Origin of the sequence: Brackiella oedipodis DSM 13743 (assembly GCF_000621025.1) — a bacterium.
GTDB lineage: Bacteria > Pseudomonadota > Gammaproteobacteria > Burkholderiales > Burkholderiaceae_B > Oligella > Oligella oedipodis.
The window spans coordinates 179,375-201,488 of record NZ_JHZJ01000009.1; the positions used below are offsets into that span (position 1 = coordinate 179,375).

General features: G+C 46.8%; 23 protein-coding genes. 18 read left to right on the forward strand and 5 right to left on the reverse strand.

Annotated elements, in window-relative coordinates; translation table 11 throughout:
• Positions 1-3 precede the first annotated feature (3 nt).
• The 14 genes from Q335_RS0100825 to Q335_RS0100890 all read left to right on the forward strand — a co-directional run bounded on the left by Q335_RS0100825 (position 4) and on the right by Q335_RS0100890 (position 10,630).
• Entirely contained in the window at positions 4-246 is a 243-nt protein-coding gene (locus Q335_RS0100825) for a sulfurtransferase TusA family protein (RefSeq protein WP_028356997.1), read from the forward strand.
• 190 nt (positions 247-436) lie between these two features.
• Positions 437-691 carry a 30S ribosomal protein S16 gene (gene rpsP, locus Q335_RS0100830; protein ID WP_028356998.1) on the forward strand — a complete coding sequence of 85 codons (255 nt, stop codon included), beginning with the start codon at positions 437-439 and terminating at the stop codon, positions 689-691.
• Between the two features lie 682 nt (positions 692-1,373).
• Positions 1,374-1,979 carry a ribosome maturation factor RimM gene (gene rimM, locus Q335_RS0100835; protein WP_028356999.1) on the forward strand — a complete coding sequence of 202 codons (606 nt, stop codon included), beginning with the start codon at positions 1,374-1,376 and terminating at the stop codon, positions 1,977-1,979.
• Positions 1,979-2,755 carry a tRNA (guanosine(37)-N1)-methyltransferase TrmD gene (gene trmD / locus Q335_RS0100840; protein WP_028357000.1) on the forward strand — a complete coding sequence of 259 codons (777 nt, stop codon included), beginning with the start codon at positions 1,979-1,981 and terminating at the stop codon, positions 2,753-2,755. Before rimM ends, trmD begins: the two co-directional genes overlap by 1 nt.
• 84 nt (positions 2,756-2,839) lie before the next feature.
• Positions 2,840-3,841 (forward strand): LLM class flavin-dependent oxidoreductase, encoded by a 1,002-nt coding sequence (locus Q335_RS0100845; protein WP_028357001.1) that lies wholly within the window; start codon positions 2,840-2,842, stop codon positions 3,839-3,841.
• 136 nt (positions 3,842-3,977) lie between these two features.
• Complete coding sequence (locus Q335_RS0100850) at positions 3,978-4,469, forward strand: low molecular weight protein-tyrosine-phosphatase (protein WP_028357002.1); 492 nt, start codon at positions 3,978-3,980, stop codon at positions 4,467-4,469.
• Between the two features lie 166 nt (positions 4,470-4,635).
• On the forward strand, positions 4,636-5,145 hold the full coding sequence (locus Q335_RS0100855; RefSeq protein ID WP_028357003.1) for an Rrf2 family transcriptional regulator: 510 nt from the start codon (positions 4,636-4,638) through the stop codon (positions 5,143-5,145).
• Positions 5,146-5,232: 87 nt separating this feature from the next.
• Positions 5,233-6,450 carry an IscS subfamily cysteine desulfurase gene (locus Q335_RS0100860; RefSeq protein WP_028357004.1) on the forward strand — a complete coding sequence of 406 codons (1,218 nt, stop codon included), beginning with the start codon at positions 5,233-5,235 and terminating at the stop codon, positions 6,448-6,450.
• A 21-nt stretch (positions 6,451-6,471) separates the two neighbouring features.
• Positions 6,472-6,858: a Fe-S cluster assembly scaffold IscU gene (gene iscU, locus Q335_RS0100865; protein ID WP_028357005.1), complete on the forward strand. Its 387-nt coding sequence runs from the start codon at positions 6,472-6,474 to the stop codon at positions 6,856-6,858.
• Between the two features lie 129 nt (positions 6,859-6,987).
• Entirely contained in the window at positions 6,988-7,311 is a 324-nt protein-coding gene (gene iscA, locus Q335_RS0100870; protein WP_028357006.1) for an iron-sulfur cluster assembly protein IscA, read from the forward strand.
• 27 nt (positions 7,312-7,338) lie between these two features.
• Positions 7,339-7,842, forward strand: coding sequence for a Fe-S protein assembly co-chaperone HscB (hscB, locus tag Q335_RS0100875; protein ID WP_028357007.1), 504 nt, complete (start codon positions 7,339-7,341; stop codon positions 7,840-7,842).
• A gap of 17 nt (positions 7,843-7,859) precedes the next feature.
• Entirely contained in the window at positions 7,860-9,722 is a 1,863-nt protein-coding gene (gene hscA / locus Q335_RS0100880; protein ID WP_028357008.1) for a Fe-S protein assembly chaperone HscA, read from the forward strand.
• A gap of 26 nt (positions 9,723-9,748) precedes the next feature.
• The gene (gene fdx / locus Q335_RS0100885; RefSeq protein ID WP_028357009.1) at positions 9,749-10,090 is read left to right on the forward strand and encodes an ISC system 2Fe-2S type ferredoxin; all 342 of its coding nucleotides are present in this window, start codon (positions 9,749-9,751) and stop codon (positions 10,088-10,090) included.
• 9 nt (positions 10,091-10,099) lie between these two features.
• Positions 10,100-10,630 (forward strand): T6SS immunity protein Tdi1 domain-containing protein, encoded by a 531-nt coding sequence (locus Q335_RS0100890; RefSeq protein WP_156929865.1) that lies wholly within the window; start codon positions 10,100-10,102, stop codon positions 10,628-10,630.
• 107 nt (positions 10,631-10,737) lie between these two features.
• Here the strand turns inward: Q335_RS0100890 and Q335_RS0100895 are convergent, their stop codons facing one another.
• The 4 genes from Q335_RS0100895 to Q335_RS0100910 all read right to left on the reverse strand — a co-directional run bounded on the left by Q335_RS0100895 (position 10,738) and on the right by Q335_RS0100910 (position 15,914).
• Positions 10,738-11,208 (reverse strand): TM2 domain-containing protein, encoded by a 471-nt coding sequence (locus Q335_RS0100895; protein WP_028357011.1) that lies wholly within the window; start codon positions 11,206-11,208, stop codon positions 10,738-10,740.
• Between the two features lie 89 nt (positions 11,209-11,297).
• On the reverse strand, positions 11,298-13,571 hold the full coding sequence (locus Q335_RS08825) for a heavy metal translocating P-type ATPase (protein WP_084493485.1): 2,274 nt from the start codon (positions 13,569-13,571) through the stop codon (positions 11,298-11,300).
• A gap of 21 nt (positions 13,572-13,592) precedes the next feature.
• Positions 13,593-14,525: a branched-chain amino acid transaminase gene (locus Q335_RS0100905; protein ID WP_211248233.1), complete on the reverse strand. Its 933-nt coding sequence runs from the start codon at positions 14,523-14,525 to the stop codon at positions 13,593-13,595.
• Positions 14,526-14,660: 135 nt separating this feature from the next.
• The gene (locus Q335_RS0100910; RefSeq protein ID WP_028357013.1) at positions 14,661-15,914 is read right to left on the reverse strand and encodes a D-amino acid dehydrogenase; all 1,254 of its coding nucleotides are present in this window, start codon (positions 15,912-15,914) and stop codon (positions 14,661-14,663) included.
• Positions 15,915-16,081: 167 nt separating this feature from the next.
• Between Q335_RS0100910 and Q335_RS0100915 the strand changes: the two genes are divergently transcribed.
• Positions 16,082-17,884, forward strand: a complete 1,803-nt coding sequence (locus Q335_RS0100915) for an ABC transporter ATP-binding protein/permease (RefSeq protein WP_028357014.1) — start codon at positions 16,082-16,084, stop codon at positions 17,882-17,884.
• A 36-nt stretch (positions 17,885-17,920) separates the two neighbouring features.
• The gene (locus Q335_RS0100920; protein ID WP_028357015.1) at positions 17,921-18,355 is read left to right on the forward strand and encodes a GNAT family N-acetyltransferase; all 435 of its coding nucleotides are present in this window, start codon (positions 17,921-17,923) and stop codon (positions 18,353-18,355) included.
• Between the two features lie 40 nt (positions 18,356-18,395).
• Here the strand turns inward: Q335_RS0100920 and Q335_RS0100925 are convergent, their stop codons facing one another.
• Positions 18,396-18,776, reverse strand: a complete 381-nt coding sequence (locus Q335_RS0100925) for a SirB2 family protein (RefSeq protein WP_028357016.1) — start codon at positions 18,774-18,776, stop codon at positions 18,396-18,398.
• 126 nt (positions 18,777-18,902) lie between these two features.
• Between Q335_RS0100925 and Q335_RS0100930 the strand changes: the two genes are divergently transcribed.
• Both Q335_RS0100930 and rnr read left to right on the forward strand, forming a co-directional pair.
• Positions 18,903-19,667, forward strand: a complete 765-nt coding sequence (locus Q335_RS0100930) for a TSUP family transporter (protein ID WP_028357017.1) — start codon at positions 18,903-18,905, stop codon at positions 19,665-19,667.
• Between the two features lie 7 nt (positions 19,668-19,674).
• Positions 19,675-22,104, forward strand: coding sequence for a ribonuclease R (rnr, locus tag Q335_RS0100935; RefSeq protein ID WP_425393498.1), 2,430 nt, complete (start codon positions 19,675-19,677; stop codon positions 22,102-22,104).
• Positions 22,105-22,114: the final 10 nt, after the last annotated feature.

Below are 22,114 nucleotides of genomic sequence, written 5' to 3' on the forward strand. Positions count from 1 at the left end.
CGGATGTCAGACGCGATTGATTTTGCTAAGAGTATTGATACGAGTGGCTTACTGTGCCCTTTACCCATCCTCAAGGCTAAAAAAGCGCTCAATGAGCTGCAAAGTGGTGAGGTCCTGAAGGTCATCACCACTGATAAACATGCCAAAGGTGACTTTGAGGCTTTTTGTACACAAACCAAAAATCCGTTGATTGCTCAAGTCGAGATCGACGCAGAGCACATGGCGCATTTTGTGCAACGACGCTAAGTTTGCTAGTTTTGCTTGGTTTTTGACTGTTTGTAAGGCTTTTTTAGGCTGTTGTTTTTTGTGATGTAAAGCGCCAAATTATTAAAGCACTCGGCTTTGGAGTCTTGTCAAGTCATTGATTTAATAGTTATAATAGTTGATTAACTTAATTTCTTTATTTTTAAATACATTTAATAGGAAGTAACTGCCCATGGTGGTAATTCGTATGGCCCGTAGTGGCTCAAAAAAACGCCCTTTTTATAATATCGTTGCTGCTGACTCACGCAATCGCCGTGATGGTCGATTCATTGAACGCGTTGGTTTTTATAATCCAGTGGCTAGCGAAGGTACCGAGAACTTACGTATCGCTTTAGATCGCGTAGAGTACTGGGTTGGTAACGGTGCGCAATTATCTGATACAGTTAAACGCTTAGTCAAAGAGTACAAAGCCAAAACAGCGGCTTAATTTAAGCATTTTGAGCAAATTAAGTGTTTGTGATTGTGGGGACTTTAGTCGAGTTTTATCATCTTTAAGCTACATTGAGGTAGGCCCTAAGAACGGTACTTATTCCCGTAAGCACAATTACCATTTGCCTTGCATATCGCTGGGCTTAGCGTCGAGTTGTTAAGCTAAATCGCTTTTTTCTTCGCTATTCCTTCGCAATAGGGTCCCATCCTTATATTTTCGATTAATCCTAACGGCATCGTCGATTAATCATTATTAAAAGCTGCAGTGCCTGGAGCGTTAGCACTCCACCTCTAAGTCCTCTCATGAGTTTCGCACTCGCCTATACATGCCTTGGGACCGCTGCACAGATTAGCCCCTGTTAGCCCCTATAACAGCGGATGTGCTTATCGCTGGTTTGATCGCTAAATTGAAAGGCTAAACGCTGTGCTCAAACGTTGTCGCTAAATTCAAGCACTAGGGTATCACCTCAGTTTAGCGGCTCTACAATACCTAAAGATTTTGCAAGCCTCTAGTCAGTTGCTGCAAAGTACATTAAACTGACATATAGTTGTAACGGTCGTCAAGAGGCGACCGTTTGCCATTTTTACTCATGCGAGTGGGGCTCTTTTGGCTATCTGCACTTTATGGATTGGTCATAATTATCCTCGATCGAGTTTTTTGACTTGTTTTTGATTTGCTTATGAATGCACAACCGTCTTCTGACCATGACGATCTTGTCGATGTCGGCTATATTACTGGGGCCTATGGTATCCAGGGTATGGTAAAAATTCGCTGTTACAGCGAAGAGCCCGTCTTATTGCAAGTCAAACAATGGTTTTTGCAAAAAAAAGATTTACAAGATCGCGCGCTTGAGCCTGCATATACTGTGCAAGTGAAGTCTGTACGCATTCATAATGAGTTTCTAGTGGCTAAACTGACAACTTGTCAGGATCGCAATCAAGCCGAGAGCCTCAAAGGCAGTCATGTATTATTAGCGCGTAAGGATTTCCCAGAGCCGGCCGAAGATGAATTCTATTGGGTCGATCTTGAGGGCTGCCACGTTTACCGTAAACAGGATGATGAACAGAGCCCGACTTTTTTTGGCACGGTCTTACAAGTTTCAGAAAACGCTGTGCACGGTATTTTACATATTGAACGTCAAACGCTCGTTGATGGCACACCGCAGGCTTTATTATCGAGCAAGGGGCGGCCGCAAATCAGTTTGGTGCCTTTTGTTAAAGCGCATGTGATAGACGTCGATTTAGAGGCCAAACGTTTAGTGATTGACTGGCCCGCTGATTTCTAATGCGTATTGATGTTGTCACCTTATTCCCAGAATTTTTTGAATTACTCCAAGTTGCCGGGGTGACCGGCCGAGCCCATCAACAAAAATTATGGTCACTGCAGACTTGGAATCCTCGAGATTACACCCATAATATTCATCATACGGTTGATGATCGACCCTACGGGGGTGGACCTGGCATGGTCATGATGGCGCCGCCATTGGCCGCTGCCATTGAGGATATGCGAGAGCATCTCTCATCGCCAGCGCTACAAGCGCGTCCTATTGTTTTACTCAGTCCAACAGGTAAGCCCTTTGATCAGCGTGTGGCGCAATCTTGGTCACAGTCTGCGGGCGTAGTATTGGTATGTGGGCGCTACGAGGGTATTGATCAACGCTTTATAGATGCTTATGTCACTGAAGAGTACTCTTTGGGGGACTTTGTGCTTTCTGGGGGTGAATACGCCGCCCTGGCCATGATTGACGCTAGCGTTCGTCTTATTCCGGGCACGCTAAATGATCAGCGTTCTGCCCAGCAAGATTCCTTTTCTGATGCGCAACAAGGGTTATTAGATCATGAGCACTACACGCGCCCAGAGATCTTTGAGGGGCGGGAGGTGCCAGCGGTATTGCGCTCGGGTAATCATCGCAAAATAGATCAATGGCGTCGCCAACGTGCTTTATGCCTCACTGCACAAAGACGCCCAGACTTGCTCGATCGTGCCAAACAACAAGGGCACCTAAGTGCCGCGGATCTCGATTTTTTGGCACAACTCACTCAGGACTCTTCTCAGTCGTAGGCATGACAAGCGAGCATACAGCACGTAGTAACGCTGTCTGCCAGCACCTCAGCAACCCTAACATTGGTTTTCTAAGGAGTGGTGATGACTTTACAAGCTTATTCGATTCTCGATTTATGTGGTGTCAATCAACATGAAGGCAGTCGCGAGGCACTGCAACGTTCTTTGCGATCCGCACAAGCCGCTGAGCAGGCAGGATTTAAACGTTTTTGGATGGCTGAACACCACAATATGCAAGGCATTGCAAGCTCCGCTACTGCCGTCGCTTTGGCCCATATCGGTCAGGGTACTCAGCAAATACGCATTGGCTCGGGTGGGGTAATGTTACCTAATCACGCACCTTTAGTGATTGCCGAGCAGTTTGGCACCTTGGCGGCTTTGTATCCCGATCGCGTGGATCTCGGCTTAGGACGCGCACCGGGCACAGACTCGGTAACGGTGAGGGCGCTGCGTCGTGATCCCATGGCGGCGGCCGAAACTTTTCCAGAAGATGTGCAAGAGTTATTACATTACCTGGATGATAGTGAACCTGGTCAGCCCGTCATTGCCAATCCAGGGCAAGGGTCTCATGTTCCTGTGTGGTTACTTGGCTCGAGTTTATATAGTGCGCAACTGGCGGCTTATTTAGGCTTGCCATATTCATTTGCTGCCCATTTTGCACCACGTATGCTGACCCAGGCCATCAATATCTATCGTCAGCAATTTAGACCCTCTAAGTATCTGAAGGCGCCCTATGCTAAGATTTGCGTCAATATGATCTTGGCTGACACTCAGCAAGAAGCTGAATTATTGTTCACGACCATGCAACAATCAGTGCTTAATTTATTGCGTAATAAGCGCGGTAAACTGACACCACCCAATCCTGATGTATTGCGCGATGCCAGTCCTCACGAGAAAGACGCTATGCAAAATATGTTGCAGTACGCGTTTGTGGGTACTCCACAGAACGTCGCGCCTGCGGTGCAACAACTGCTAGAGACCTTACAACCCGATGAATTAATGATCCACAAACGGATGTTTGATTTGGACGCGCAATTACATTCGATTAAGTTATCGGGAGCGCTGTTATCTGAGCTTTTGAAGTAGGCTGCTTATAACACGAAATAGGGTCTATGTGTAAAAATTTCCCTTTTAAATTCTAAAAAATTACCCTATAATAGGGTCTTGCTCTAAGACCAGTCAATTTTTGACTTTCTACAAAGGTTTGCGGCAATTTTAAACTATGGTAACTAAAGTTCTTTTTGTTTGTACGGGTGGTATTTGCAGAGCGCCAAGCGCGGCGGCGGTGTTACGCCGTCTAGTCAATGAAGCCGATTTACAAGATCAAATCCAAATTGATTGTGCGGCGACGCATGATTACCATTTAGGCGCGAGTCCAGACGGTCGCGCCCGTTTTGTAGCGCGCAAAAGAGGCTATGATATCTCTGGCATCAAAGTCCGCCTAGTCCAAGCTTCAGACTTCCAAGACTTTGATATGATTTTGGTCATGGACTGGGAGAACCTCTCCAAAATGAAGCAACTCTGTCCACGACCGCTACAACACAAATTACGCCTACTCATGCGTTACGCTAACGACTACGAAGAAGCCACAGTGCCAGACCCTTTTTATGGGGGACTAGATGCTTTTTTCAAAATGTACGATTATTTGGCAGATTCTTGCCAAGGCGTATTTGAAATCATCAGTGGTCGTTACCGATCCTCCCAAGTGGCATAATCCTTATTTCATCATAGCCCCCTGTGGTCTCTCTGCAGGGGGCTTTGTTATGTGTTTCACATAAGCCCATCTATTTAATCGCTATAATAAAGCTAATAACATAGTAATTTAGTCAGGTATTATGTTATACTTGAGTGAATTACTAAGGTATTAGCAGGAGATTAACATGCGCTTAACAACCAAAGGTCGCTTTGCTGTCACTGCCATGATAGATATTGGCCTACGCCATCATAGTGGCCCTGTCGCGTTAGCGGCTATCAGCTCACGACAAAATATCTCACTATCTTACTTAGAGCAATTATTTGGTAAATTGCGTCGCCATAAACTCGTTGAGAGCGTGCGCGGCCCTGGTGGCGGTTATATCTTGGCACGATACGCCCGTGACATTACCGTCGCCGATATTATTTTTGCGGTCGATGAGCCCATCGATGCCACCATGTGTGGCAATAAATCCACCTGTAACACGGGTCGTAATGGTGCCACTTCAGGGCACTGTATGACTCATGAACTTTGGAATGATCTGAATCGACATGTAGTGGATTATTTGGACTCAGTAAGTCTCCAAGACTTATGCGACCGTGAGCGTTTGCGTGAACTTGAACGCAAATCGCAAAGCCCCAAGAGTATTCGCATGATCCAGGCGAACGCCAGTCAGCGTGTATCAAATTTAGCCTAAAGTTTGATATAACGCAAAAAGACCCCAAATAAATATTAAAATATGATTAATTTATAAATAAATGTATCGTTTCGGAGTAAACACTCAATGTCGAATTTAAAATTACCTGTTTACCTAGATTACTCTGCAACCACCCCTATAGACTCTCGTGTGGTTGAGGCCATGCTTCCTTGGCTCACAGAGAAATTTGGTAATCCTGCTTCGCGCAGCCATTCCTATGGTTGGGAAGCCGAAGAGGCGGTAGAGAATGCTCGTCAGCAAGTTGCTGACTTAATCAATGCGGATCCGCGTGAGATTATCTGGACCTCGGGAGCCACTGAGTCAGACAATCTCGCCATTAAGGGAGCGGCTGAGTTCTACCAAAACAAGGGTAAACACCTGATCACCGTAAAAACCGAACATAAAGCGGTATTAGACACCATGCGTGATCTTGAACGCCAAGGTTACGAAGTTACCTATCTAGATGTCAAAGAAGACGGTTTACTCGATCTTAAAGTCCTTGAAGACGCGATTCGTGAAGACACTACGTTGGTATCAGTGATGGCCGTCAACAACGAGATCGGTGTTATCCAAGACCTTGATGCTATTGGTGAACTCTGTCGCTCCAAAGGCGTTATTTTCCACTGTGATGCCGCACAAGCTACAGGCAAAATGAAGCTCGATGTCAAAAACACCAAAATCGACCTTATGTCTATGTCCGCACACAAGACTTACGGCCCCAAAGGCATCGGTGCCTTGTATATTCGCCGTAAACCAAGGGTGCGTGTATTAGCGCAAATTCACGGTGGCGGTCACGAACGTGGTTTCCGTTCAGGTACGCTAGCTACACACCAAATTGTCGGCATGGGCGAAGCCTACCGCTTAGCTAAGCTCGAGATGGACTCTGAGAACCAACGTATTGGCGCTTTGCGCGATCGTCTTCTTAAGGGCCTGCAAGAAATTGAAGAGGTCTATGTCAACGGTAGTATGGAGCATCGTGTGCCTCATAACCTCAACATCAGTTTTAACTACATTGAGGGTGAATCACTCATGATGGCGGTCAAGGACCTTGCCGTTTCTAGTGGTTCGGCATGTACCTCTGCTAGCCTTGAACCTTCTTATGTTTTACGTGCCTTGGGTCGTAACGACGAGCTTGCCCATAGTTCGATTCGTTTTACCCTAGGTCGCTTTACCACTCAAGAAGAAGTGGACTTTACCGTTAATTTAATCAAGTCGCAGGTGGGTAAATTACGCGAAATGTCACCCCTTTGGGAGATGGCCAAAGAAGGGATTGACATTAGCTCAATTCAATGGGCAGCCCACTAATAATTAACAAGGATATGTATTATGGCTTACAGTGACAAAGTATTAGATCATTACGAAAATCCCCGCAACGTAGGCTCTTTTGATAAATCTGAGTCTCATATTGGTACCGGCATGGTGGGTGCACCCGCCTGTGGTGACGTACTGCGCCTACAAATCAAAGTCAATCCCCAAGGTGTGATTGAAGATGCTCGTTTCAAAACGTATGGTTGTGGTTCAGCCATCGCCTCAAGTTCTTTGGTCTCTGAGTGGGTAAAAGGCAAAACCCTCGATCAAGCACTTGAAATTCGCAATTCACAAATTGCCGAAGAACTTGCCTTGCCGCCTGTCAAAATTCACTGCTCGATCTTGGCCGAAGACGCCATCAAAGCAGCCGTCAAAGACTACAAAGATAATTACGCGGCAGAATAAGTCCCTAGGCTGTGGCTGATAAGCGCCCATAGTTGCTGTCAGCCGCACTAGCAGAGGCTATTCACGGCGGCTATATTTTAGCTATCCATGTAGTTTTGTCGCGCTTTATGTACTAAAAGGACCCGTATTATGTCTATTACGCTCACTCAAAAAGCTGCCAATCACATCAAGAAATACCTCACTAAACGAGGCCAAGGGGTGGGTTTGCGCTTTGGGGTGCGAACCTCTGGCTGTTCAGGCATGGCCTATAAGCTCGAGTATGTAGATGTGCCAGATCCCTTGGATCAAGTCTTTGAAAACTTTGATGTCAAGATTTTTGTTGACCCTAAGAGCTTGCCTTATGTCGATGGCACCGAGCTCGACTATGTCCGCGAGGGTCTGAATGAGGGCTTTAAGTTTTCTAATCCAAACGAAAAAGCCAGTTGTGGTTGTGGCGAATCCTTTTCTATCTAAGCGCCACATTGTTCTTTAGGTGTTAGATTGAAGCAAAATTACTTCCAATTATTTAATTTGGAGCCGCGATTTCAGATTGAAGAGGCGGCTCTACAGCAGGCTTGGCGTGAAGCCGCCTCCAAAGTCCATCCTGATCGTTTTGCAACGGCCTTGGCGGCCGAGAGAAGGGTGGCGATTCAGTGGTCAGGCATTATCAATCAAGCCTATGACACCCTCAAAAAACCGCTGGCGCGTGCCATCTATTTGCTCGAATTGGCGGGTCACGATGTCCAAGCCGAAAATAATACATGCATGGATCCGAGTTTTTTGATGACGCAAATGCAGTTACGTGAGCAACTGGATGAAGCGACGGGTGATACCCCCAAACTACAAGCCATGCAAGCAGAGATTCTACAGACTGAGCATGACCTAGCCAACACCATGCAGGTGCTCTTAGACGAGCAGCAAGACTACGACAGCGCCACTCAAAAAGCTCGTGAATGGATGTTCATCGACAAAATTCATCAAGAAATCAACGCCAAATTACCTTAATTCCCACAAAATAGCATATGGCTTTATTACAAATTTCAGAACCTAATGCCTCACCGGAGCCGCATCATAGACGTTCGGCTGTAGGCATTGACCTAGGTACCACCAACTCACTGGTGGCAACAGTACGTAATAGTGTTGCCGAAATTATTCCTGATGAAAATGGCAAAGCTATTTTGCCATCAGCAGTGAGTTACCAAAAAGACGGTTCGGTATTGATTGGTGGTAGTGCTTTGCATGGCAAAAAGCACGATCCAGCCAATACATTTATCTCTGTGAAACGCTTGATGGGACGCTCCTATCAAGAGGCCGTCGCAATGAGTGTTCCTTACGATTTGGTGGCCGATGCCAACATCGTCAAATTTAATACGCATCAAGGGGTTCTTTCGCCGATAGAAGTGTCGGCACAAATTCTAGCAAAATTACGCCAACGCGCTGAAGATGCTTTGGATGATGAGTTGGTGGGCGCCGTCATTACGGTACCCGCTTATTTTGATGATGCGCAACGACAAGCTACTAAAGACGCGGCGCGTTTGGCTGGGCTCAATGTTTTACGTTTACTCAATGAGCCCACGGCCGCTGCAGTTGCCTATGGACTAGACAATGGGGCCGAAGGTGTATACGCGGTCTATGATTTAGGTGGCGGTACCTTTGATATTTCAATTTTACGCCTCAGTAAAGGGGTCTTTGAAGTCTTGGCCACGGTAGGTGATACGCAATTAGGAGGCGATGATTTTGACGACTTAATCGTTGAAGATATTGTTAAGTATCACGACACCTCCGAGTTTAGCAAAGCAGATTGGCGTCACCTCAAAACGATTGCGCGTAAGGTCCGCGAAAAACTGACGGACATGCCTAAGGCCTTTGTACAGACCTCTTTATCTAACGGTCTACACTTGGATCTGAACTTTCCGCGTTCGCACTTTGAGAATTTAGCTCGTCAACTAGTGGCTAAAACCTTAGAGAGCGTCAAGCAAGCCCTTAAAGACGCCGCGATTACTGCCGCCGATGTTAATGGGGTAGTCATGGTCGGTGGGGCTACCCGCATGCCGATTGTGCGCCAGATGGTAGGAGAGTTCTTTCAAAAACCGCCACTGACTGATATCGATCCTGATCAAGTGGTGGCCATAGGAGCCGCCTTACAAGCTAATAAACTCGCCGGTAACCCTGCGCCAGGCGATGAAGACTGGCTCTTACTAGACGTGACGCCGCTTTCTTTAGGGCTTGAGACTATGGGTGGCCTGGTAGAAAAAGTCATCCCACGCAATAGTGTTATTCCAGTGGCTAGGGCCCAGGATTTCACCACCTTCAAGGACGGTCAAACCGCCATGAGTATTCACGTGCTTCAGGGTGAACGTGAATTAGTTGATCAATGCCGTTCACTCGCGCGTTTTGAGTTGCGGGGTATTCCACCCATGGTGGCAGGGGCGGCTCGGATTCGCGTCAGCTTTCAAGTCGATGCCGATGGTTTACTCAGTGTCAGCGCGCAAGAGCAGAGTTCTGGTGTGCATGCCGATATTACTGTGAAACCTTCTTATGGTTTAAGCGATGATGAAATCAGCAAAATGCTCAGTGATGGTATGGGTAATGCCCAGTTCGATGCGCAACAGCGCCTGTTGCGAGAGCAACAGCTAGAAGCACAGCAGTTATTGCAATCCTTGCGCTCAGCGCTGGAGAGTGACGCTGACTTACTAAGCCCCCAAGAACTCGCTGAGGTACAAGCGCAAATGCAGCACACTGAAGCCAGTGCGGCGGGTGACGATGTTGAGGCTATCCGTCAGGCCGTTGCCAAATTATCGGCGGCGACCGAGGAATTTGCTGCACGACGTATGGATCGTAGTATTCGTCAGGCGCTTGCGGGTAAGTCTGTCGATGATGTTTAAACCCCTTTAAGTATTGCTTAATTACTATGCCTAAAATTACTGTTCTCCCACATGCTGAATTATGTCCTGAGGGTAAAGTCATAGAAGACGCCAACCCAGACAAAAGCGTGTGTGAATTATTACTTGAAAATAGCATTCCGCTCGAACACGCCTGTGAGATGTCCTGTGCCTGTACCACCTGCCATATTATCGTCAAAGAAGGCTTTGACTCACTTGAAGAAGCCACAGATGAAGAAGAGGATATGCTCGATAAGGCTTGGGGATTGAGCCCCAACTCAAGATTGTCTTGTCAAACGCATATTGAGGATGAAGACCTCGTCGTCGAAATTCCTAAATACACCATTAATCACGCCAAAGAAAATCACTAAGAGCGCCTCATGACTGCTCAATCATCGTCTGCATCTACCCCTAGCTCGTCTACAACGGCATTACAAGATTTGTTGATGACTAATCATGATTTAAGCGTGACAGAATTATTGTCTGATTGGCAGTGGTTGTTACCTGACGACCTAGATCCGCAACGCCTACACATCGCCATGATTACGAAATTAGGCGATGCTTTTTTAGTCGATGTGGCATCACAACACCTGTATTTTTTGGATACGGTAGATGGTGAATTAGAGGCTATCGCTAAAGACTTAGGTGAATTTGAGGCGTTATTAGCCGATAGCGACTTTGTATTGGACTATTTTGGCAGTGACTTACTGGCCGCTTTACCACACCAGGCTATGCCAGCGAATACTGTTTATAGTTTTGAGCTGCCTCCAGTGCTTGGTGGCCAAGTGAGTGCGAGTAATTTAGTGTTAGTGGATATTCGTGAGCATTTCAAGGCCACAGGGCAATTATGGCAGCAATTGTCTTTAATTACTTTACAGGACCTTGAAAACCATGAGGATGAAGATAATTAAGTCCAACATTAAGTGATTATATCGTGGAGTTCAAGCCGTCAACTACTAAAAAGCCCCCATCTGGCAAAGCGTGGGGGCTTTTTTTGTGCTGTGGCTAAACACCACGATTAGAGTTTGAAACGTCGATCAAAATCTTCATCGCTCATGCAGAGGTAACGGATGCCATCAATAATACCTAACAGCACGGCCAAGGGTTGAATAAACATAAATAATAAAACATATAAGCAGCCTTTGGCGATTTGCCCTAAATAAAAACGGTGCAAACCGAGCCAACCCAAGAAGAAGGCGAGCACTGCCGCAATTTTGCGCTGTTTGCTGGAGTCTCTAAGACTTTGTCCTTTGAACTTAAATAACCACAAACAAATGATAATGGTCAAAATGATAGCAATGATAATTTGCCACGTGTGATTGACCACATAAAACTCAAGATAGCGTCGCAAGTCATCAACGTTGTGAATGACGACGCCAAAGAGATCTTGAATCCACTGCCACAAGGCGCTAAAAGAGTCTTGACCTAAATTGAGACCTAGCATAACCACGATAAAGATGACAATGGCAAGAATGATTTTTTGTAGCATGAATAGGCCTTTTATAAAATCTGCAACAGCTCAGTATATGGGGTTAGTTTTGTGGACTTAAAGATAAGATGTGCTGCTAAATCAAGGGATTATTGAGTTTTGTACTGATAGCGGCGAAGTCGTAGGGCGTTGAGCACCACAAAAACGCTAGACATAGCCATGGCAGCAGCCGCAAACATGGGGGATAAGCGTAGCCCCCACCATGGATAGAATAAGCCAGCAGCGATAGGGATCAGCAAAATATTATAGAAAAACGCCCAAAAGAGATTTTCTTTGATGTTTTTGAAGGTGGCTTTGGCCAGATCAATGGCGGTGGGCACATGGTTTAGATCGGAGCCCATCAGCACCACATCGGCGGATTCGATGGCGATATCGGTACCGCTGCCAATGGCAATCCCAATATTGGCAGTCGCCAGAGCCGGGGCGTCGTTGACACCATCGCCAGTAAAAGCGACGACTGAATATTTTTGCTGGATTTGTTGCACAATCTTGGCTTTATCAGCGGGTAATGTATCGGCATAGACGTGCGTAATACCTAATTGCTTAGCGATGGCGTTTGCGGTTTGCTGATTATCGCCAGTAATCATTAGAGTGGTAATGCCCATCCGATGTAATTGCGCAATCACCGACTTGGCTTCGGTTCTGACCTGATCAGCAATGCTAAACGCCGCTACTAAAATGACAGACGGCTGTTGTGGCGCCTTGAGTGCTGTATAAATCACGGTCTGGCCTTGCTGCGTCCAATTCTTGGCCTCGGCCGCCACTTCGTGTAAGTCAAGGCCAAGCGTGGACATAAACGGCGCAGAACCGACATAAAGTGTCAGCTCATCAAGCTGACCGCTAATGCCTAAGCCACTGTGATTTTTAAAGTGTGAGGCGCGTGGTAGATCGAGTTGCTGGGTCTGTGCAGCACGGGTGAGTGCTTGGGCCAAAGGGTGTTCGGATTCCTGTTCTATAGCAGCCGCCATGGCCAGTACTTGCTCGGCGCTGTAGTCAGGATGGTGCCAAGAATGTTGCAGCTGCGCTTGACCGTAGGTGAGGGTGCCAGTTTTGTCAAACAATAAAGCTTGCGTGTCGCATAGGAGTTGTAAGGCTGATGATTTACGAAAGAGGATTTGTAATTGCGCTGCGCGACCACTCGCTACCATGATAGAAACGGGTACTGCTAAGCCCATGGCGCAGGGGCAGGCGACGATTAAGACAGCAATGGTAGCCACCAAGGCATTGCTAATCACGGGTGCGGGGCCTAAGCCACACCAGAGCGCAAAGGTGATCAGAGCGATGGTCAAGACGGCCGGTACAAAATAGGCGGTGACCCGATCCAGAATCGTTTGTATAGGGAGTTTTTCGGCTTGCGCCTGCTGCACCATTTGTACAATTTGTGCCAGCAACGTCGAGGCACCGACTTGGGTGATCAAGACTCGTAAACTATTATTACTGCTAATGCTACCGCCGATGACCGCATCTTCTATGTGTTTGGGGCAGAGCTGCGACTCACCTGTAAACATGGCTTGATTAATATAAGCACTACCCTCGATAATTTTGCCATCCGCGGGAATGGTTTCGCCTGGTTTCACCAGGACGATGTCGCCCACCTTAAGTTGTTCGATGGAGACATCTTCGTAGCCTTGTGGTCCTTCGCGATGCGCGATGCGCGCTTGCATGCCCAAAAGCTTGCTGACGGCTTCACTGGCTTGACCTTTGCTGCGGGCCTCGAGTAAGCGCCCTAATAGCACTAAGGTGATAACGACAGCCGCCGATTCAAAATACACATGCCGTGAATCTGCAGGGATCAGGTGTGGCCATAGTAATACCACCACAGAAAAGAGATATGCGCTGAGAGAACCTATGGCCACTAAGGCATTCATATCGGGGGAGAAGTTTTTTAGACTCTTAAACCCCAATATATAAAATTGTCGCCCCGGCCAACTCATCACAAGGCTAGTAAGAATGAATTCCAGCCAAAGTAGGCGCTGACTGCCTAGGCTATGTTGTAGCCATGTGCCTAAGCTTGGCCACAAATGACCAGACATTTCAAGGATAAAAACAGGCAAACTAAAGACCAGCGCCCAATAGAAGTTACGCTTTTGTCGAGCGATACTCAGCTGCCGTTGATCAGCTTGTTGCTGTAATTGTTGTTGCGCATTATTGATCATGACGGCTGAGTAGCCCGCTTTGTCAACAGCGGCAATCACCGCTTGCTGTGCTTGCTCACTAGCATTCGATGACCATTCGATATGAGCGGTTTCTGCGGCTAAATTCACGTTGACCTGGGCCACCTCGGGTAATTTGGCGATGGCTTTTTCGACCCGGCGCACACAGGCGGCACAAGTCATTCCTGTAATCGTAAATTCCGTACTCATTTTGGATGGTCAAAAAAGTGTTTACTTGATGAACGTGAGCCAATCACTGTGATCTTGAGATTTGCCGTTGACGATCTCAAAGAAACGATGTTGGAGTTTCTCAGTGATGGGGCCGCGGCTGCCATTACCGATTGGACGACGATCAATTTCACGGATAGGAGTGACCTCGGCGGCCGTACCTGTAAAGAAAACTTCATCAGCGATGTAGAGTTCATCACGCGTGATACGTTTTTCAATGACCTCGAGCCCCAGTTCTTTGGCTAGTGTGATAATCGTACGGCGTGTAATACCATTGAGAGCCACATCTAAGGCAGGCGTATAGAGGACACCTTGGCTTACTAAGAAAATATTTTCGCCGGAACCTTCGGCCACATAACCTTGTGCGTCTAGCAAGATCGCTTCATCGTAACCTTCTTGGAGTGCTTCGGTGTTGGCCATGATGGAGTTCATATAATTACCATTGGCCTTGGCTTTGATCATAGTGATATTGGGATGATGGCGCGTGTAACTACTGATCTTACAGCGAATGCCTTTGTTGATGCCTTCATCACCTAAATATTTACCCCATTCCCAAGCCGCCACAATCACTTGAATGTCATCGGCTTTGGGACCGACGCCAAGTTTTTCGGAGCCATAAAAGGCCATCGGACGGAAATAACAAGATTGCAAATGATTCGCTTTGACGACGTCGAAATGCGCTTGATTGATTTCCTCTTTGGAAAAAGGCAGCTGCATATTGACAATCTTGGCTGAGTCAAAAAAACGATTAGTATGATCCTGGAGGCGGAAAATCGCTGGGCCTTGGTTAGTTTCGTAGGCACGAACACCTTCGAATACGCCCATGCCGTAGTGTAGGGTATGAGTCAGTACGTGGGTTTGGGCTTGACGCCATTCCACTAATTTACCGTTGTACCAGATGAATCCGTCTTTATCTGCCATGGACATGGGTGACACTCCTTTATGTATAAATGTTATTTATTATTTGAAACGTTCATTCTACTACTAGTATAAGCCGTGTGCAGTACTAGAGCTATAGCCCAGCAAAAATCGCTAGGGTCTGCCTATGCAACGCTTATAAAAACCATGCTCCTAGGCTTGCGCCAGACTAAATGGTCTGACATCGATGCGGCTGTTCTGACCCTCAATAACATCGACTAAGAGGGCGGCTGAACCCAATGCCAGTGTTAGGCCTAATGCGCCTTGGCCACTATTAATATAAAGATTTTTGAATGGTGTTTTATCAATAATGGGTTTGCCTTTTGGGGTGGCCGGTCTGAGGCCCGCCCAGGTGATCGCCTCGTCATAGGATCCGGCTTCTGGGAAGACCGCTTTTGCTTGTTGCTTGAGCAAATCGATACGATCGCGCGCCAGTGATTGGTCTAAACCTACTCTATCGGCCATTCCTGCCACACGTAAACGATGATCCAAACGGGCAAAAACGACTTTTTTTTGGAAATCAGTAATACTGATGTGTGGTGCCGCTTGTGGCTGGGTAATCTCTAACGTTAGGCTGTAGCCCTTGAGGGGGGCGATCGGTAGGCTCAGACCTAAAGGTTTCAGAAGCTGGGGAGTAAAACTGCCCAAGGCCGCCACTATGACGGGCGCTTGTAAGCATTGGCCATCGTCTAACTGGAGGCTAACGCGTTGGTCAGGCGTTTGGCGTAAAGACATAATCGTACGCCCTGTGAGAAATTGTGCGCCTTGCTGCTCTAATAAGTGTTTGAGTGCAAGACAAAATTTATAACTATCAGCCACTTCTTCGCTATCGGTATAGATGCCTCCACAAAATGTTGAGGCCAGTGGAGCAAGGGCGGGTTCTTTAGCAATACATTGTTGAATATCGAGCGCCTCTTGTTTGCAGCCTAATTGTTGTTGCACCTGTAGTTGCGCTTGGGCATGAGCGAAGGATGATGGATCTCTATGCATGACAAGCTTACCGGCCGCCGCAAAGCTAATGTCCCCTAATTGCGGTTGCAATTCATGGAATAAATCTCGACTCAGAAAAGATAAGCTCAGTAACTCACGAGTCGTTTGCCGACTGAGGGAGGCATTACACGCTTTGAGAAATTTAAGGCCCCAGCACAAATCGGCAGGATCAAGGCTAGGTTTAAAGCGCAAAGGGGATTGGCGATCCAATAACCAATGTGGCAGTTTGGGCAAAACACTGGGTTCCGCCAGCGGAGCCACATAACTGTAGGAAAGTTGGGCGCCGTTAGCAAAGCTAGTTTCTAGACCTACCTCGGCTTGTCTATCAATCACCGTTATTTTGTAGCCATTTTTTTGTAAATAATAAGCGCTGGCAAGACCAATAATGCCACCACCTAAAATAATCGCTTCTTGCATCTTTTTGTCCTAGCTGTTGAGCTTTTTAAATCCATCTGCTTAAGTCTAGCACGGCTGTAGCCACACGCCTTTTTAAAATATCTAAAATCCCTAGGGAATAAGAGAATATTCGCAAATTCACGTTATGATAAACAGCTTAGTTTTGCATAAAATTTGGAAATTTATCTATGGATTGGGCTAAAGAGTTATTAGACAGCGGCCATTGGATTGTAATGTCATTTGTGGGCTCGGTAATAGGGGTGATTATTGTTGGCCTTATTTTGATCAAAACCACTACCTGGGCTCAGCAATTTTGGTTGATTGGCGGACAATACTTCAATCCGCGACGCCACCCCAAAAGCTTAGTAATGTTTGCCATTATTTTATTTCTGAGCTTGTTTGGCGTACGAATTAATATCTTGTTCTCAAATTGGTACAACAGCATGTATAGCGCCCTCCAGGCAAAAAACGAGTCGGTGTTTTGGATGCAAATGGGGGTATTTAGCGTCTTGGCGCTGATTCATGTGATTCGTATCTTAGTGTCTTTTTATTTGCAACAACGTTTTATTATTGGCTGGCGTGAAACACTCAATGACCAATTACTGACTCGATGGATGCAAAACAAAAGCTACTACCGCTTATTTTTCTTAAAGCAAAAGATTGATAACCCGGACCAACGCATCCAGCAAGATGTCACCGAATTTGCAAATACGTCTATGACCCTCATGTTAGGGGTGGTCACGAGTTTGGTCTCGACCGTTTCATTTACCTGGATTTTATGGGGTTTGTCAGGTGATATTAATATCTTTGGCGTCACTATTCCTCGCGGTATGGTCTTTATCTTATTTATTTATGTGTTGATTGCCACTGTATTTGCTTTCAAAATTGGGCGACCATTAATTCGACTCAATTTCTTAGATGAACGTCTTAACGCAAACTACCGTTATTCCTTGATTCGCGTGCGCGAATATGCAGAGAGCATTGCTTTTTATGGGGGCGAAAAAATCGAGCGCAGTAAATTATTGCGTAGTTTCAAACAGATTATTCAAAACTATTGGGCGATTGTCTTTCGATCCCTTAAATTTCAGGGCTTTAACCTAGGGGTGTCACAGTTGGCGGTCATTTTCCCATTTATCGTACAAGCCCCCCGCTTTTTTGCCGACAAATTATCTTTGGGGGATATGGTGCAAACCGCCCAAGCCTTTGGTCAATTACAAGACAGCCTGTCTTTTTTCCGCACAGTCTATGATGATTTTGCAGGGTACAAAGCCACTTTATTCCGACTCGCAAGTTTCTACCAAAGCCTAGATCAAACCGAGAGTCTACCGGTACCCAATCGTAGTGTACAAGCGCATGAGGTCAGCCTGCAGCACGTCAATATTTATACACCCGCTCAAGAAGCATTGGTGCAAGACCTATCTTTTGCCGTGGCCGAAGGACAATCGCTGTTATTGCAAGGGCCTTCAGGGGCGGGCAAAACCACCATCTTGCGTACTGTGGCGGGTCTTTGGCCGTATGCAGATGGCCAGATTGTTTGTCCCAAAGAAGACACGATCTTCTTATCTCAAAAACCGTATTTGCCCGAAGGCAATTTATTGGATGTCTTGTACTATCCCGAAGCCGTTCCTCATAATGCCTTAGAACAAGCGACTACAGTGCTGAAAAAAGTCAATCTCGGTCACTTAATTGCTCATCTGCAAGAAGAGTCGCATTGGATGCATACGCTCTCCCAAGGCGAGCAACAGCGGGTCGCCTTTGCGCGTTTATTATTACTGAAACCTAAGGTCGCCTTTCTGGATGAAGCCACCTCGGCGATGGATGAAGGTTTGGAAGACGCCATGTATCGCTTAGTACATGAAGAACTCCCTAATTTGCGACTCATTAGTGTCGGCCATCGTAGCACCCTTAAAGTGCATCATAGCGATATTTTAGCCCTCGAAAAAGGAGGGCACTGGCGCCTAGAAAAGCTCTCTAGCACTCAATCTGTATAACGACGTGTATTAACCCAAAAAACAATGAGGTCCGCGATGACAAACACTTATCAGTTACGTGCTGGCGCTTGGCAAACGTTGCGTGAAGCGGCAAGTGCCGTGCGTTTAGCTGTGTTTGTACAAGAGCAACAGGTGCCTCTGGAGCTCGAATTTGACGCTATGGATGAGCAGTGCCTGCATGTGGTGGCTTTTGATGCCCAGCAGCAGGCCGTCGCCACGGGGCGTTTATTGCCCGATGGCTATATTGGCCGCATGGCGGTTTTGCCGGCGCATCGGGGTACGGGGTTAGGGAGTCGGGTATTGCAGTGTTTGATGGCTGAAGGCCGCCGTCGTGGCCACCAAGCCTTGCTGCTTAGTGCTCAGGTGCAGGCCTTGGCGTTTTATGTCAAGCATGGTTTTGTAGCAGAAGGGCAAGTATACAAAGATGCGGGTATTGACCATAAAACCATGCGCTATATCGTTGAGTCTTAACTAACTGCCCCACTAGCCTAGAGTGAGCCTCTAGGCTTTTTTAGAGCCAAGTCAACCATGATAAGGGGCTCTTAGTGAAGGCGCAGCCAATAATATAGGCGTAAGCCAGGGTAGCAAGCAGTAAACCGAGGATTTTTTGCCCCTTGGTTTTGCCACGTTTAATGGCAATCGTCCCGAATACTATATACAGCAGCAGACCGACGATTTTGGCAAAAATAAAAGGGTGATTAAAGCCGATAATTGAGGCTAGCCATAGTCCGCAAAGCAATAAACAGGTATCGATCATATGCGGTAAGGCTCGAACGACTTTATGTTGTAGTAGAGCAGAACCTTGAATTGACCAAAAAGAGCGCAGCAAGAAAAAAGCAAATGTGAGCACAGCCAAACTGAGATGAATGTGTTTGATGGCGAGATAAGACATTTAGCAATTTCCTTTTTGGGTGCTTTATAAATAGCCGCTTTTTAGCGTATGATATAAGCATAAAATAAGTTTTAATTATAAGACAAAAAGTGCAGAGCCTACTGCATAAAAGGAGTCAGGGGACTTATGGATTTACAAATTGGTTGGGAGATCTTACTGCTATTGTTTTTGGTGGCGGCTTTAGCAGGTTTTATAGATACCATCGCTGGTGGCGGCGGTCTCATAACGGTGCCAGTATTACTTTCTTGTGGATTGCCAGTGATTAATGCCTTAGCCACTAATAAATTACAAGGATCCTTCGGGACGTTTGTGGCGACCCTGACCATGGCACGACGACAGATTCTCAATATTCGTGAATCATGGGTGCCCGCTGTGACCTCTCTCATCGGTTCTGCTCTGGGCACAGCGTTGGTCTATAGTATCAATCCAAGCGCCCTAGATGTCATTATCCCCATTGTTTTGATCGTGATCGGCTTGTACTTCCTATTAGCGCCTGCCGCGGGTAAGGTCGAGCGGGCACCGCGTCTATCCAATACCGCCTTTAATGCCACGGTAGCCCCCGCGATTGGTTTTTATGATGGCTTTTTCGGTCCGGGTACGGGTTCCTTTTTCTCCTTGGCCAATGTTGCCCTTAAGGGACAGCAAATCATTAAGGCCACCGCCAATGCAAAATTTTTTAATTGCACCAGTAATATAGCCTCCGTTGTTTTGTATATCGCAGGGGGAAAGGTAATTTGGTTTATTGGTCTGAGCATGATGCTGGGCCAATGGCTAGGTGCCTTTTACGGTTCACGAGTCGTATTAAGTCACGGCACGCGTTTTATTCGGCCGATGATCGTGATCATGAGCTTGTTATTAATTGTTCGCTACTTATATCAAAAGTTTTATTGAGGTAATTATTTTGAAGCAGGATAATCCTGAATTTTCAGACCAAGAAGAAGCATTTGATGTTGATGTGCCTTCACGAGAACAGATACTCGCGCTGTTTCGCAGCCAAAACAAACCTCTCCTTAGCAAAGATTTAGTCAAGCATTTTCATCTCAGCACTAAGACCGCTATCAAAGGCTTAGAGAACCGCTTAGCGGCCATGCAAAGAGATGCGCAGCTGGCGCAAAATGAAGGCGGCAGCTGGTATTTATTGGCGCCAGATCCCAGCCTTATCGCCGGTATTGTGCAAGGTCACAAGGACGGCTTTGGTTTTTTAATTCCTTTCGACAAAAAGAAAGAAGATCTCTATATATCACCACGCGAAATGCAAAAAGTCATGCATGGTGACGAAGTACTTGCCAAAGCCGCAGGCAATGTACGCGGTAAATCCGAGGCCATTATCCTCGAGGTCGTCAAACGTGCGAATGTACGTTTAGTTGGTCGCCTGCTGCAAGAAGGCAGCCAATTTGTAGTGGCTCCAGAGGATCATCGTATCAAAAACGATATTCTGGTTGCGCCTCGAGATATTGGTCAAGCCCAAGTGGGCATGGTAGTGACGGTCGAGATTATTCGTCAACCGACGCGCCAAATCGCGGCCCAAGGCAAAATCATCGAAGTGCTCGGTGAGATTGATGATCCTGGCATGGAGATTGAAATTGCGGTACGTAAATTCAATGTACCGCAGTTTTTTTCTAAAGCGGCTTTACAGCAAGCCGATAAACTCCCTGACACGGTTCAAACCAAAGATCTCAAGCATCGAGTCGATTTACGCGATGTGCCGCTGATTACGATTGATGGCGAGGATGCACGCGATTTTGATGATGCCGTTTTTTGTCAAGAAACCAGTATTCCCAGTGGCCGTGGTAAGGCCAAGGCCTGGCGTTTACTAGTAGCCATTGCAGACGTTGCCCACTACGTCAAACCCCAAGATGCGCTCGACAAAGATGCTGCCGAGAGAGGGACGAGTGTGTATTTCCCGCGTCGTGTCATCCCCATGTTGCCCGAGAAGCTCTCTAACGGTTTATGTTCACTCAATCCTCAGGTTGATCGCTTAGCCTTAGTGTGCGACATGATTATTCCTGCGACTGGGCGCAAACAAGGTCAGGTCAAAGCCTATCAATTTTATGAAGCCGTGATTTGCTCGCACCATCGGGTGACTTACAGTCAGGCTTGGGAGGCATTGCAAAATGCTGAGGGACCGCAAGCGCAACAATTACAAGACGTGTTGCCGCAAATTCGAGATTTGTATAGTTTGTTCGAATTACTACACGCCCAGCGTAAGCAGCGGGGTGCCATGGATTTTGATACGGTAGAAACCAAAATCATCTGTAATGACGTGGGCAAAATCGAACAAATCGTGCCGTTTTATCGCAATGATGCGCATCGCCTGATAGAAGAATGTATGCTGGCCGCCAATACCTGCGCGGCTGACTTTATGCAAAAGCACAAAAAACAAGGCTTGTATCGTGTGCATGGTGGTCCTACCCCCGAAAAGCTCAGCATGCTACGCGACTACCTAAAGTTCACGGGTTTACAGCTGGGCGGTGGTAATGAGCCTAGCAGCCTTGATTATGCCGAGTTAATTAGTAAGGCTCGTGAAAGAGAGGATTTTCAGATTATCCAAAGCATGGTCTTACGCTCTATGCAGCAAGCCGTATATTCTCCCGATAACGATGGTCACTTTGGCTTAGCCTATAGTGCTTATAGCCACTTTACCTCGCCGATTCGCCGTTATCCTGACCTGTTAACCCACCGCGTGATCAAGTCGGTATTGCACCACAAAGAATATGTGCCACAAATTGAAGGCATTGAACGCGCCAAAGGGGAATCCAAAAAAGAATACGAGCATGCGGTCTGGGAACGCCTTGGTATTTTGCATTCGGCCTTTGAACGACGCGCCGACGAAGCTTCCTACGATGTTCAAGCTTGGCTCAAATGTTGGTTTATGCGCGATGCTGTCGGTGATGTCTTTAGTGGCAAAATCACCGGTGTTAGCAATTTCGGCATTTTTGTCACGCTCGATTCGCTTTATATCGAAGGTTTAGTCCATGTCACGCAATTGGGCGATGAATATTTTCAATATCATGAGCAATTGCATGAGCTCCAAGGTGAACGCACGGGCAAACGTTATCGCTTGACCGATGCCGTCACCGTACAGATCAGTCGGGTCGACCTTGAGGCACGCAAAATTGAATTCAAACTCCTCAAGGGCACTAGTGTGGATAGCATTCGCAAAGCCATTAAAGGTGGGCAAGACGCCCCTCCACGGCGCTACAAAAAAGCCGCCAAACCCAAACCCAAAGCGCTCAAGGGATCAGCCTCTGAGCGCCGTGCTGCCGCTCGTAAGCTAGCCAATGAGGGCAAGAGCAAACGCAAAAAAAGTCAGCGCAAAAAACGTTAAGTAAAGAAGT